The organism is Streptomyces sp. JN8, from assembly GCF_055808075.1.
On sequence record NZ_CM147852.1, the window covers coordinates 370,281 to 384,020 of the forward strand.

The 13,740-nt window shown below is 73.3% G+C and carries 10 protein-coding genes; 6 read left to right on the forward strand and 4 right to left on the reverse strand.

The window, feature by feature from the left end:
• Window positions 1–124: 124 nt before the first annotated feature.
• A complete protein-coding gene (gene ligA / locus ACY0MR_RS01810) occupies window positions 125–2,200 on the reverse strand; it encodes an NAD-dependent DNA ligase LigA (RefSeq protein ID WP_473558583.1) in 2,076 nt (691 codons plus the stop codon).
• 449 nt (window positions 2,201–2,649) lie between these two features.
• On the opposite strand from ligA, the gene ACY0MR_RS01815 reads away from it, so the two are divergent.
• The 6 genes from ACY0MR_RS01815 (at window position 2,650) to ACY0MR_RS01840 (ending at window position 10,683) form a co-directional block, all read left to right on the forward strand.
• Window positions 2,650–3,807 carry a CapA family protein gene (locus ACY0MR_RS01815; RefSeq protein ID WP_473558585.1) on the forward strand — a complete coding sequence of 386 codons (1,158 nt, stop codon included), beginning with the start codon at window positions 2,650–2,652 and terminating at the stop codon, window positions 3,805–3,807.
• A 216-nt stretch (window positions 3,808–4,023) separates the two neighbouring features.
• Window positions 4,024–6,303, forward strand: coding sequence for a HAMP domain-containing protein (locus tag ACY0MR_RS01820; protein ID WP_388801203.1), 2,280 nt, complete (start codon window positions 4,024–4,026; stop codon window positions 6,301–6,303).
• Window positions 6,304–6,310: 7 nt separating this feature from the next.
• Entirely contained in the window at window positions 6,311–7,969 is a 1,659-nt protein-coding gene (gene pgsB, locus ACY0MR_RS01825; RefSeq protein WP_473558588.1) for a poly-gamma-glutamate synthase PgsB, read from the forward strand.
• Window positions 7,970–8,055: 86 nt separating this feature from the next.
• On the forward strand, window positions 8,056–8,538 hold the full coding sequence (locus ACY0MR_RS01830; protein WP_341622305.1) for a poly-gamma-glutamate biosynthesis protein PgsC/CapC: 483 nt from the start codon (window positions 8,056–8,058) through the stop codon (window positions 8,536–8,538).
• 16 nt (window positions 8,539–8,554) lie between these two features.
• Window positions 8,555–9,634, forward strand: a complete 1,080-nt coding sequence (locus ACY0MR_RS01835) for a C40 family peptidase (protein WP_388800151.1) — start codon at window positions 8,555–8,557, stop codon at window positions 9,632–9,634.
• Window positions 9,635–9,984: 350 nt separating this feature from the next.
• A complete protein-coding gene (locus ACY0MR_RS01840) occupies window positions 9,985–10,683 on the forward strand; it encodes a D-Ala-D-Ala carboxypeptidase family metallohydrolase (RefSeq protein ID WP_473558591.1) in 699 nt (232 codons plus the stop codon).
• 74 nt (window positions 10,684–10,757) lie between these two features.
• Here ACY0MR_RS01840 and ACY0MR_RS01845 read toward each other — a convergent pair whose 3' ends face one another.
• Genes ACY0MR_RS01845 through ACY0MR_RS01855 form a run of 3 tightly spaced genes read right to left on the reverse strand, consistent with a single transcriptional unit; the run spans window position 10,758 to window position 13,730 of the window.
• Complete coding sequence (locus tag ACY0MR_RS01845) at window positions 10,758–11,810, reverse strand: pyridoxal-phosphate dependent enzyme (RefSeq protein WP_392864462.1); 1,053 nt, start codon at window positions 11,808–11,810, stop codon at window positions 10,758–10,760.
• Entirely contained in the window at window positions 11,791–12,858 is a 1,068-nt protein-coding gene (locus ACY0MR_RS01850) for a GHMP family kinase ATP-binding protein (RefSeq protein WP_473558594.1), read from the reverse strand. Before ACY0MR_RS01850 ends, ACY0MR_RS01845 begins: the two co-directional genes overlap by 20 nt.
• Window positions 12,855–13,730, reverse strand: coding sequence for a Rossmann-like domain-containing protein (locus tag ACY0MR_RS01855; RefSeq protein WP_404081078.1), 876 nt, complete (start codon window positions 13,728–13,730; stop codon window positions 12,855–12,857). The genes ACY0MR_RS01850 and ACY0MR_RS01855 overlap by 4 nt, the downstream gene beginning before the upstream one ends.
• Window positions 13,731–13,740: the final 10 nt, after the last annotated feature.

Below are 13,740 nucleotides of genomic sequence, written 5' to 3' on the forward strand. Positions count from 1 at the left end.
CGGCCGGGCGGGATCCGGCCGGGACGGCTCGGGTCGCCGTCACGGTCGCGGCGCGGGCGGACGGGCGGCGCCCTTCGGAGCGGCGCCCGTCGGAGCGGCCGTCGCCCGCGTCCGCGGCGCCGAGTCAGGCCAGCAGGTCGGCGACCCGCTCGGCGAAGGCCTCCGGGGTGAGGACCTCCACCCCCAGTTCGGCGGCCTTGACCGCCTTGGAGCTCGGCTTGCCGTTCGCGGACGGGGCGGCCACGAGGATGGAGGTCTTCGCGCCGACGCTGCTGCCCGCGCGGCCGCCGGCCTTCTCGATCAGGGCGTTCATCTCGGAGCGGCCGAAGCCGTCCAGCGGGCCCGTCATCCTGCCGGTGACCACGACGACCTTGCCCTCCAGCGGGCCACCGCTCTGCGCCGCCGCCTCCGGCTCGCTCATGTTGACTCCGGCCGCCACCAGCTTGTCGATGACGGGCGCCAGCGCCGCCACCTGCTCGACGACGACGGGGGCCTTCTCCGGACCGATCCCCTCGACGTCCTGCATCTCCGCGGCGTCGGCCTGCCGGATCGCGTCCATCGTGCCGAAGTGGCGGGCGATCCGCCGGGACATGCTGCGCCCGGTGCCGAGCACGCCCAGGGCGCAGAAGACGCGGTTGAGGGGGCGGTCCTTGGCGGCCGCGATCTGCTCGGCGAGCTTGGCCCCGCGCTTCGCGCTGCCGGACGCGGCCGTCAGCTGCTCCGCGGTCAGCGTGAAGAGGTCCGCCACGTCGCGGAAGTCGCCCGACTCGACCAGGGCGGCCACGTACGTCCTGCCGAGCCCGTCGATGTCGAGCATCTCGCGCCCGGCGGCGTACTCGATGAGGGCCGGGAGGGCGCAGGCCGTTCCCTTGGCGCAGCGCCACCGCTCCTGGGCGGTGCTGATCTCGCCCCCGCAGCGGGGGCACGCCTCGGGCAGGGGGACCGGCACCGCTCCGGCCGGGCGGAGCGGGACGACCGCCGCCTGGACGCGCGGGATGATGTCGCCCGCCTTGTACACCGTCACCGTGTCGCCGATGTGGAGGTCCCGGCGGCGGATGTCCGCCGGGTTGTGGAGGGTGGCCCGGGTGACCGTCGATCCGTCGATCTCGACCGCCCTGAGGAGGGCGGTGGGGGCCAGGACCCCGGTGCGTCCGACCTCCCACACGACGTCCTCGAGGACCGTCTGCCGCTCGATGGCGGGCAGCTTGACCGCGATGGCCCAGTAGGGGAAGCGGCTCCCGAGCCCGGCCGCCTCCTGCTCGGCCGTGTCGTTCAGCTTGACGACCAGCCCGTCGATCCCCACGGGCAGCTCCGGCCGCATCGCGGCCACCGCGTCGGCCTGGGCCTGGGCGGCGGCGAGGTCGGGGACGACGAGCAGGCCGGCGGGGGAGGCCGCGGTCGTCTGCACCCCGACGGTGGCCGCCGCCGCCAGCGTCTCGGCGTGGGTCGCCCCCGCCGGCAGGAACGGGACGCCGTCGAGCTCGACCACTCCGTACGCCCAGAACGTCATCCGGAGCCGGTACGGGCGACCCTTGGCCCTCAGGGTGCCGGCCGTGCCGTTGCGCGGGTTGACGAAGACCGGGGCGCCGTGGGCGGCGCGGACCTCGTTCGCCTTCTCGAACTGCTCCTGGGTGAAGGCGACCTCGCCCCTGACCTCGACGGTGACCGCCTCGGCGAGCTGCTCGGGCAGTCCGTCGATCTGGCCGATGACATGGCTGACGTCCTCGCCGTGCCTGCCGTCTCCGCGGGTGATGACCTGGACGAGCCGGCCGTCGCGGTAGCGGGCGGCGACGGCCGCGCCGTCTATCTTCGGCTCGACGGTGAAGCCGCCTGCGGGGGCGCGTCCGAGTCGGCGCTCGACGGAGGCACCCCACGCCACCAGGCCCTCGGCGTCGAAGACGTTGTCCAGGCTCAGGAGCCGGGTGGTGTGCGCGATGTCGCCCGTCGGGGCGGCGCCGTCCGCGACCAGTCCCGTGGGGGTGTCGGGGGAGACGTCCGCCGGGTGCGCCTCCTCCCAGGCGAGGACGGCGAGTCGGAGCCGGTCGTACGAGGTGTCGTCCATGGCGCTGTCGCCGTCGCCGTAGTAGGAGTGCGAGGCCTCGCGTAGGCTCTGGAGCGCGGCCTCGTAGGCGGCGCGGTCGTTCACTGCGGGCCGGGCGGACACGCCGGACAGCGCCTCTTCGGCGGGAATCGTCGTCATGAGGTGATCCTCTCGCGGGGGTCTGACAACGGCGTGCGGAGCGACCGCGTGCCGGGCGACCGTGTGCGGAGCGACCGCGTGCCGGGCGACCGTGTGCGGAGCGACCGCGTGCCGGGCGACCGTGGCGGTGCGTCCGCTCGCGGTCCGCGACCCCGCGGCCGGCTCCGGCCCTGACGCGAGCGACTGACGGGGGATCAGTCCCATAGGGCCACAAAGCAGTCATTTCGCATGCAGGCGCACTGCCGCCGAGAAGTGGCGCTCCGCACGCGATCGACTGCTCTACGTCACATCCGACCGCCTCGAGGGCATCCCGCCAGGCAAAGCGGCCGGAATGCGGAGAGAAAGTGATGATCTCGTAATGCCCCGCGAAAAGTGGATCTTGAGCGGCATGTGAAAATCTGGCGGTGACATTCTGTGATTCCTTCCGTATAGGTCGTGCACTGGCAGGGGTGGCGGTCCTCGCCGTCCTCACCGCCGGCTGCGCGGCGACCCCCGATGAATCGCAGACCAAGCCGGGCGGTCGCACCTTCACCGTCGCGGCGGCCGGAGACGTCCTGATCCACCCCGAACTCGTCCAGCAGGCGGCCAAGGACGCGAAGAAGACGGGCAAGGGCACCGCGGGGCTGGACTTCGGACCGCTGATGGAAGGGGTTCGGCCGGTCATCGGCAAGGCCGACCTCGCCATCTGCCACATGGAGACGCCCGTCGGCACCCCGCGCGGCCCCTTCGAGGGGTATCCGGAGTTCCTCGTACCGCCGCAGATCCTCAGGACGCTGAAGGACGTCGGGTACGACACCTGCTCGACCGCGTCGAACCACACCTTCGACCACGGCCTCAAGGCGGTCCGCCGCACGCTCGACGCCATGGACCGGATCGGACTCGGCCACGCGGGCTCGGCCCGTACGCCCGCCGAGGCCGAGAAGATCAACATCCGTGACGTCAAGGGCGTCCGGGTGGCCCACCTCTCCTACTCGTGGGAGTCGTTCCTCAACCCCACGCCCGAGAAGCAGAGCTGGGCCTTCAACCGGATCAGCACCGAGCAGATCAAGCAGGCCGAGACCCGGGCGCGGAACCAGGGCGCCGAAGTCGTGATCCTCTCGCTCCACTGGGGCCTGGAGCACTACAACGAGCCGAGCGTCCCCCAGCTGGAGCTCGCGCAGCGGATCACCGAGGAGACCGGCATCGACCTCGTGATCGGCCACCACGCGCACGTGGTGCAGCCGATCCAGAAGGTGAACGGCACCTGGGTGGCCTACAGCCTGGGCAACCAGGTGGCCCGGCACTCCTCCCCCACCGGACTGACCGAGGAGGGCGCCATCGGCTGGTTCGAGTTCCGCGAGACGAAGACCGGATGGGACGTGGCCGCCCGGTACCGCACGACGCTGGTGGACATCCCGCCCGAGGCCGAGGACGACGAGAAGCTCCCCGAGGACGCCGTCGAGGACCACCGGCTGGTCGACGTCCGGCAGATGCTCGACGAACCGGGCGAGCTCTCCGCCGACCGGCTCGCCCGCTACCGCCTGGCCGCCGACCGCACGCGCGGCTTCCTGTTCAACCGGGGCGCGCCGGGCGGCGACGGACTGGCCGAGCTCTCCCTGCGGGACTGAGCGCCGCCCCCGCCCGCCCACCCCGGCCCCACGATCCCGGGCCCTCCCCCGAACCCTCCCGGCACCGTCGTCGCCCCTCGGCGCCCACGTGCCCCTCCGCCGCCGGCGCCCACGCGTGCCGCCGCCGCGGGACGTCAGGAAAGAGCAGCAGTGACAACCAGCAGTGCCGCCTACTCGGTGCGCGGAGGCCGGCGGCGGAGCCGCAGGCGCGCGGACATGCCGCTCCTCGGCGGCATCCGCCCGCCCATCGCGCTCCTGTGCGTCCTGGTCCTCGCCCTGGCCGGACTGACGGCCCGGGTGCTCGGGCCGGACGAGGACGCGGTCGTGCCGAAGGCCGTGCTCTCCTCCCAGCAGTACTTCGCGGAGGACGGCGCCATCGCGCTGCGCGCCTCGATCGACGAGCGCGTCACCGACCTGCAGCGCACCGCCACGGCGCTGAGCCAGGGCAAGCCGATCGCGCCCGAGCGCGTCCTGTCGGACCTGGGCAGGACGTACCAGAAGTGGACCGGCACCACGGTGGTGGACCTGAAGAGCGCGGACGTGCTCGCCACCCGGGGTGAAACGATTCCCCTCGGCTGGCTGGACAAGGACGTGCTCACCGGCGACCGGGCCCTGACGCCCCGCATGGTGCGTCTGGAGACCGGCGACGTGCGGCTCATGACCATGGCCGTCCTCGACTGGACCGACCGGCCGCAGCAGCTGCTGATCGCGTCCAGCAGCCTGTCCGTCCCGGCGATCAACCTGGGCCCGTTCCGGACCATGGCGGTCGTCGCGCGGGACGGCGAGATCCTCGGCACGGCCGGCTTCGAGCGCGCCGAAGCGCTCAACTCCGACCAGGAGCGCAAGGAGCTCACCTTCCTGCACCGGCAGATGAAGCAGCTGTCCGACCAGGCCGCCGAGCACACCGAGCAGCACCCCGTCCGTGCCAAGGAACCGGGCTCCCGCGGCTACCCCGGTGTGAGCGGCACCCTCCTCGGCGGGGAGTACAACGGCCGCGTCGCCACCGCGGGCTACGCCTCCCTCGCGTCCTCGGACCCCGACGAGAAGCGGAGTGTGGCCGCCGGCCTCGGCCTCACCGTCGTGGCGCTGCTGCCCGTGGTCCAGCAGCAGACAGGCGAGCAGGGCCGCGAGCTGTTCGGCCTCGCGGCCGCCGGTGTCCTCGTCCTGCTCGGACTCCTCGCGGCCGGCGTGCTGTGGGCGACCGTGCAGCGGCCCCTGCTGCGGCTGTTCCTGGAGTCCCGGCGGCTCGCCCGCGGCGATCTCACCCGGCCCGTCACGGTTCCCCGCTGGGGCGAGGCCGCGCGCATCGGTGCGGCCCTGGAGCAGCTCCGCCGACGGCTGGAGGCCGGCGTCGACGGCTCCGACGGCGACCCCGCGGCCGGTCCGCGCAGGCGGCACCGGATCGGCGGACGAGGTCCGCTGGCCCTGACGGCCGTCCTCCTGCTGGTGTGGTGCGTGCCCGTGGGCCTGCTGCTCAACCGCACGGACGGGTCGGTCAGCGTGCCGACGACCATGGTCAACGACCAGCGCGACCGTACGGACCTGATCGCCGACCGGCTCCGCAGGGCGCTCAACGAGGCGCAGGCGGACCTGGTGTCCGCCTCCCGTCTCATCGCGGCGGACGGCGCGGACACCGAGGCGGCCACGCGCGTCCTCGACGACACCCTCGGCAAGCACTCCCGCTACCGGGCCCTGTACGTGGTGGACGGTGACGGTTCGGTCCGCGCCCGGGCCGGGTCGGACCCGCACGCGTGGAGCCGGGGCAAGAGGCTTCCGCTCGTCCGGGTGTCCGGCAAGGGCGACAAGGAACCGGTGGTGCAGGCCGGGGCTCCCGTACCGGGACGCGACGGCGGCACGCTCGTCGGCGAGATCCGCGTGGAGTTCCTCAACTCGCTGCTGGCCAGGCCCGGCCTGGGCGAGGTCCGGGTGGTCGACTCCGACGGTCTGACCATCGCCGCGAGCGAGGGCTTCCTGGCCTTCGAGGAGGTGCCGTCGGAGCTGAGCGACCTGGTGCGCGCGGCCGGTGTCCGGGTCGGCGCCGGGCCCGTCGAGAACGCGCTGCTCATCCGGGAGGGGAACAGCGTCACGGTCGCCGCGGCGGCCCCGTTCTCCGGTGGCGGAGTCACGGCCGACATCGGCTGGACCGTCGTCAGCCGCCAGGACGCCCACCGCTTCGAGATCGCCCCGTACGAGCGGGAGGACCGCAGCGTCCTCGCCGGAATGCTCGGACTGGCCGCGATCATCCTCTGCCTCGGCTGGATCCACCTGGTGATCGTCCGGCCGCTGCGGGCTCTCGCGGCCGGTGCCGAGCGGCTCGCCGACGGCGACCTCAAGACCGTGCTCTACCCCCGGTACCAGGACGAGGTGGGAGCCGTCGTCCGCAGCCTCGAACTGCTCCGGCAGCAGGCGCAGGCGCTCCGGCACAACCAGCAGGCCCTCAGGCACAACCAGACGCGCCGGACCGCGGCGCCCCGGTCCGGCGACGGCGGAAGGTGACAAGGCAGTGCTCTACCTCTACTTCGTCCTGCTGACCGGCGGGGTGTTCCTGCTGATCGCGGGCATCGTGGAACAGCGCAGGCACTACGCCGCGCTGCACACCATCCCGACCCGGGTGCTCGTCAACGGCATCCGGGGCAAGTCCTCCATCACCCGGCTCTGCGCGGGCGCGCTGCGCGGCGGCGACCTGGTCACCGTCGCGAAGACGACCGGGACGGCCGCGCGGTTCATCCACCCGGACGCGACCGAGGAGCCGGTCTACCGCAAGTTCGGCATCGCGAACGTCGTGGAGCAGATCGGGATCGTGCGGCGGGCCGCCTCGTACCGGCCCCACGCCCTGGTCATCGAGTGCATGGCCGTGATGCCGGCCCTGCAGGAGGTCAACCAGAGCAAGCTGATCCGCTCGACCATCGGCGTCCTGTGCAACGTGCGTGAGGACCATCTCGCCGAGATGGGACCCACCCTCGACGACGTGGCCCGCTCGCTGTGCCGCTCGATGCCCGAGCACGGCATCTGCGTCACGGCGGAGAAGGAGCGCTTCCACATCCTGCAGGAGGAGGCGGACGCCCGTGACTGCCGCCTGATCTACGCCGACCCCGACACGGTCAGCGACGAGGAGCTGCGCGGGTTCAGCTGGTTCACCTTCAAGGAGAACGTGGCGATCGCCCTGGCGGTCGCCGAGCTCCTCGGGATCGACCGGCAGGTCGCCCTGCAGGGCATGTACGACGCTCCCCCGGACCCGGGCGTGCTCTCCGTCGAGCGGTACGTGACGCCCGAGGGCAAGCGCCTCGCCTTCGCCAACGTCTTCGCGGCGAACGACCCCGAGTCGACGCTGATGAACGTCAACCAGCTGCTCGACCTCGGCGCCGTGAACCGTCCGCTGAACGTCGTCATCAACTGCCGGCCCGACCGCGTCGAACGCAACGGTCAGATGGGCGAGATCATCCCGGACCTGCGCCCGGACAACGTCTTCGTGATCGGTCATCCCTCGAAGAGCGCCATCGACGCCATCCCCGCCGCGTGGCGGGACCGGGCCGTCGACCTCGGCGGCGAGCGGCGGCCAGCCGAGGAGTTCATGCCCGAGATGCTCGGGCGGATGTCCGACGGCGCCTCGCTCGTCGCCATCGGCAACATCCACGGCCAGGGCGAGGAGCTGCTGGAGTTCCTCGCCGAGCTGCCGGCGGACGAGAGCGGTGCCGCCGACACCGGCGGCGCAGCCGGTGCCGGTGCTCCCGCGGACTCCGGCGGTCCCGTGCCGGTCGACCACCCCTACGAGGAGTTCGCCGCGCCTGCCGGGGCCGGCTTCGCCGGGCACACCGGCCCGGACACCGGCTACGGCGGTCCGTGGGCGGCCGAGGGACACGCCTCGGCCGGCGACCCCGTCCCGGTCACCGGAACGGTGGTCACGGACGGTTCGACGGGCGGTTGGGCGGCCGGTCCGCACCTGGTGCCCGTCGTGCCGGTGGTGCCCGTCCAGCCGGCCCGGATCGATCCCTACGCGTCCTACCCCCGGGCCTTCGAGGAGGCCTACCAGTCCGCCCGGACACAGGAGGTGCCCATGGTGCGGATCGTGGACGGGCGGAGCGGGATGGCCGCCGAGGAGTCCTTCGGCTGGTTCCACCAGCAGCCCTCCGACGAGGACGGGCGACCGCCCGCTCGGTCCTGATCCGAGGGCGTGCCGCCGATCCCGGCCGTTCCCGCCCGCCTCCTCCACTCCCGCCCGACCACCCGTACCCGCGTCCGGAGCCCCCGTTGACCACCGCCGCCCTGACCCCGGAGATGGCCGCCCTCGGCATCGCCATCGGTCTGTTCTTCTCCCTGCTGTGCTACCTCACGACCAACCTCTCCCCCGGCGGCATGATCACGCCGGGCTGGCTCGCGCTCACCCTCATCGAGGACCTGCAGCGGGCCGCCATGGTCGTGGGTGTCACCGCCCTGACCTACGCGGGGACGAAGATCATGCAGCGGCTGGTGATCCTCTACGGCAAGAGGCTGTTCGCGGCGGTGGTGCTGCTGGGCGTGCTGCTGCAGGCCACGGTGATGATCGTGCTCTCGCTGGAGTTCCCGCTCCTGTACGGCAACCAGACCCTGGGGTTCATCGTCCCCGGCCTCATCGCGTACCAGCTCGTCCGCCAGCCCAAGGGGCCCACCCTCCTGGCGACGGCCTCCGTCTCCATGATGGCCTACATCGTCGTCGCCGCCGGGCTGCTGCTCGGTGTCATGCCCGCCGCCTGAGAATCGAGGAACCACCATGGCTGGGAAGAAGAAGACCCGCCCGCTCGTCACGGGCCTCGTCGTCCTCGGGCTCGTCGCGACCTCCGGGTACCTCACGCTCGAACTGCGCAAGCAGGACGAGCAGGGCGTCACCGAGGTGCGTGACATCGGCGTGCTGGACGGGGCGGGCGCGCAGGCGGTCCCGTCCGCGACCAAGGGCGCGGAGCGGTGGACGCGGCACGAGAACCCGGCGCGGAGCGTGCTGCGGGGCGCGGACGGCCGGGTCGAGGCGGTGCTGACGGACGGTGCGCGCACGGCCAGGCTGACGGGCCCGGCGCGGACGTTCGCCGAGCCGGCGTCCACGGCGTCCAAGGTGTCGACGACGGACTGGGTCCGGCTGATGCCCGAGCCGTGGGTCAAGGGCGCGGAGAAGCAGAAGTGGTTCAAGGAGTGGTACGCGGAGTTCGCTGGCAGCACGGAGGACGACCTCTTCGCGTTCGCGTACCAGTACGTGGCGGGGGCGCGGCAGCAGAAGGACGAGCAGGGTGTCGCCTTCGCGGGTGACGCGAACTTCGGACCGCTGAACACCTCGGGCGCCGAGGGCGGCGACCTGCGGCTCGAGCAGTCGGACTTCTACGACTACCTCGGCGTCCCGTACCCGTTCCGGAACGGCGCGGTCGGCAAGCCCGACGCCCTGCGGGCCCGGTCCCTGGACTGCTCGGGCTACATGCGCATGGTCCTCGGCTACCGTGCGCGCTACCCGCTGATGGCGACGGACACGTCCGGGGACGGTCTGCCGCGCACCGCGAACGGCATGGCCCGGTCCGACGAGGGCGTGGACGTGCTGCCGCTGGCCGGTGTCCGGGAGGAGGACCGGCCGACGGCGATCGACCAGCTGCAGGCGGGCGACCTCGTCTTCTTCAAGCTGGACAAGCGGACCGCGCAGCGCCTGGACCACGTCGGCATGGTGCTCGGACACGACACCGAGGGGCACCTGATCTTCATCTCCAGCCGCGAGGAGGTCAACGGTCCGACGATCGGCGACGTCGGCGGAGTCTCTCGCCTCGACGGAAACGGCTACTACGCGAAGACGCTGCGGAGCGCGAAGCGGCTCTGAGGGGGTGGGGGCTCCCGCGCGCTCGCGCCTCGGGAGCCCCTTCACCGGGTCGGTGGCGGCCGGTGGCCGTGGCGGCCGCCACGGCCGTCCGCGGGCGGTCCTCATGCGCTCCTTCGCGGCGCTCATTCGAGGCGCTCCTTTCGGGCGCCGGGTGCCGCTCCCCGTTCATCCGTGCGTCATTGGTCCGACAAATGACGCCTGCTCCGGCGTGGTTGACGCGCGTCGACCGGGGCGTCAGTCTCGGGGGGACTTTCAACCCCTGGGTCACCTCGGACCCATGAGGCCATGGAGGATCGATGTCCCGACGCTCCCCCCGTTCCCTACCGCTGCGCCTGCTTCTCTCCTTTGTCATGATCATGGCTGCCTCGACGGCCGGGGTGGTCGCCACCGCCGGCACCGCCCAGGCCGACGGCTGCTACACCTGGTCGCGCACCCTCTCCCAGGGCGCCTCCGGCGCCGACGTCACGGCGTTGCAGATCCGGGTGGCCGGCTATCCCGGCTACGGCGGCGTACTCGCGATCGACGGCGCGTACGGCCCGGGGACGGAGGCCGCGGTCAAGCGCTTCCAGGCCGCCTACGGCCTGGCCGCCGACGGCGTCGCCGGCCCCGCGACGTTCAGCAAGATCTACGCCCTCCAGGACGACGACTGCACCCCGGTCCACTTCTCGTACGCCGAGCTCAACGACTGCAACACCACCTGGGCCGGCGGGGCCGTGAGCGCGGCCACCGCCAAGTCGAACGCCCTGCGCACGATGTGGAAGCTGGAGGCCCTGCGGCACGCCCTCGGCGACCAGAGCATCCGTGTCACCAGCGGCTTCCGCAGCCACGCCTGCAACGACGCCGTCGGCGGAGCCTCGTCGAGCCGGCACCTCTACGGTGACGCCGCCGACCTCGGAGCCGGGCCGCACTCGCTGTGCCGACTGGCCCAGCAGGCCCGCAACCACGGCTTCAACGGGATCCTCGGCCCGGGCTACCCGGGGCACAGCGACCACACCCACGTCGACCACCGCTCCGCCCGCTTCTGGTCCGCTTCGGGCTGCGGCATCTGACGACCCCCGGCGGGGGTTCCTCGTACGCGGGCCTCGGCGCGCGTACGAGGAGGGCCGCCTGCGGCACGGGGACGTCAGGCCGCCGGCGACGCGGCCGGGGTGCGGTTCCAGGGCATCCGCGACCAGGGCAGGGCGAGTTGGGACTGGTCGTCGACGTGCTGCGGCGCGAGGCGGTCGACGGGGGTCGCCTCACGGTGGCGGGCGTAGACGGTGTCGGTGTAGCGGTGGCCCGTGTCGGGGGCGATGAAGAGGACGGTGCGTCCGGGGGCGCGCTCGCGCTCGTGCCGGGCGGCGAGGTAGGCCGCGCCGGTCGACAGCCCCGCGAAGACGGCGTGCCGCCGCAGGAGGTCGACCGCGCCCGACAGGGCGGCGTCGAAGGAGATCCAGTGGAGGGTGTCGTACATCGCGTGGGACACGTTGCCGAAGGGGATGGAGCTCCCGATGCCCGCGATGATGATCTCGGGGTCGGAGGTGTGCTGGGCACCGAAGGTGAGGCTGCCGTAGGGCTGGACGCCGACGAGTTCGACGTCGGCCGGCGCCCCGGACGGGCGCCCCGACGGGCCGTGTGACGCGTCGGCCCCCGCGGCGCGCAGATAGCGGGCGAGGGCGCCGGTGGAGGCGCCCGAGCCGACGCCGCCGACGACGGTGAGCCGGTCGGCGCCCGTCTCCTCCCTGACGCGGTCGGCGATCGCCCGGTAGCCGAGGTAGTGGATGTCGTCGTGGTACTGCCGCATCCAGTGGTACTCGGGGTGGGCCGCGAGGATCTCGTGGATCCGCTCGACGCGCCGCTTCTGGTCGAGCTTGAGGTCGTCGCATGGCTCCATCTGTTCGAGGGTGGCGCCGAGTACCGCGAGCTGGGTGCGCAGCGTGCCGTCGACGGTCGTGGAGCCGACGATGTGGCAGTGCATGCCGTGCCGGTGGCAGGCCAGGGCGAGGGCGTACGCGTAGATGCCGCTGGAGCTGTCGAGGAGCGTGTCCCCGCGGCGTACGGCTCCGGTGTCGAGCAGCCGGCGCACGGCGGCGAGCGCGGAGACCACCTTCATCGTCTCAAAGCGCAGGCAGACGAGACGGTCGTCGAGGCGTATCAGGTCGGGCCGACCGATCGCCTCAGCGATGTGCTGGTCCATCGGGGAACTCCTTGCTGGTGACCGAGGGGGCGGAGGGCGCGTCGGGCGTCCCGCCGGGGTTCGGGGCAGGGGTGGTGAAGGTGCGGGTGGTGGGGATTCCGTGGCGGTGCAGGGCGTTCCGGCAGCGGCGTAGGCGTTCGCGCAGGTCGCCCGGTTCGGCCGGGTCGAAGAGGACGCCCGCCACGGCTCCGCTGTGCGCGATCTGCACGCCGGCCGCCCCGGTGTGCCGGGCGACCGCGACGAGGTCGTCGAACTCCGGGTGCCGCAGCACCCGTTGACCGCGGCGCGCGCTGGCCGTGGCGACCCGGGCCAGGAGTCGCGCGTCGCCCCGGGCGACGGCGCCGCGGAGCAGGCCCCGCAGGCGTTCGTACTCCTGGACGTCGGTCTCGGTCGCCTCCCGGCCGGGCAGGGCAAGGGTGTCGACGGGCGCTCCCCCGCCGAGGACGCAGCCCACCACGACCAGGGCCGGGAGCGCCGGGCCGAGGACCTCCAGGACCCGGCCCTCGCGCTGGGCGAAGAGGACCGGCCGGGCGTCGAGCATCAGCGGGTCGCTGGCCCGCTCGGCGTGGACGGCGAGGCGGGCGACGGCGCCGGGCGCGAGGGCGAGTCCGTACGCGTCGGCGACCGCCCTGATGGTCGCGATGACGTCGCTGGTGGAGCTGCCCATGCCCAGGCCCATCGGCACGTCCGAGGAGAGCCGTACCTCGCCTCCTTCGGGCGGGAGTCCGGCCAGGCCGGCGCACTCCGCCACCGCGAGGGCGGCCGCGCGCCCGGCCTTTCCCCGGTCCGCGGGGGTGACGGAGACGGCCTGGGGCGGGGTGCCGGGCCGGCGGACGAACTCCGCCCGGCTGCCGGGCCCGTCCAGCGGGAGCGTGACGAGGCCCGCGCACCGGCCCCCGTGGGCGTCGAGGAAGACGCCCTGGAGGAGCTCGCCGTGGTGGCAGGGGGCGTGGCCGACGCCCTTGCCCGTCGGCGTGCCGTCGCCGGCGGCGGTGGCGTCGGGGACCGGTGCCGGTGGGGCGGGGGGCCGGTGCGGGGCGGGGGTCACGCGCCGTCCGCCGCGCGGTAGCGGTACAGGACCGTCTCGTCGGCGCTGAACTGGGAGAAGGGGAAGGGCTCGGCCGACAGGGCGGTCACCCCCGAGCCGAGGAACGCGCGGGCGACGGCGCTGCCGCTCTGCGCGTAGACGACGAGCGGGATGCCGCGGTGGCGACAGCGCTCCAGGATCGTGTCGAACGAGCCGTTGCTCAGGGTCATCCCGGTGGCGACGACGACGTCGGCACGGTCGAGGACCTCGTGCATGTCGTCGGTGACGGGGTCCCCCCACTGGGTCGTCCTGAGGTTGAAGTCGCAGGGCAGGGGTCGGCCGCCGCGCTCGCGGATCGCCGCGACGAGCGGGTTCACCACGCCGATGAGACCGACCGTGGCGCCCTCCTCGATGTCGAGGAGGCCGGCGACGGCCGCGTCCCGGGCCCTCGCGCGGAGCTCCGGCGTGCCGCTCGGCAGGGTCACCGGCTCGGCGTCCCCCTCCTCGGCGGCCGCCCGGTGGGGCCGGGCGTGGGCGAGGTAGGCGTCGAGGGCGGCCGTCCGCAGGGGGCGGGGGGCGTCGCGCAGCAGGACGTCCAGCGGCGCCCCCGAGTAGTCGCGGGAGATCTCCGGTGTGAGCTCGCCCGACTCGAACGCGCAGCCGCCGAAGGCGGCTCCGACGCGGACCAGGACGTACTGGTTGAGGTAGGTGGTGTCGCCGCCGGCCAGACGGGTTCCGTGGTGGATCCAGAACACGCTGGTCGCGACGAGTCCGTCGGGCTGGGGGCCGTGTTCACCGGCCAGGACGGCCTCGATCAGCCGGTCGACGGAGAGCGACGGGGCGGCGGCCGGGGGCTCCGGGGAGCGGGGCTCGGTGCGGGCGGACGGGGTCATGGGTCGGGTC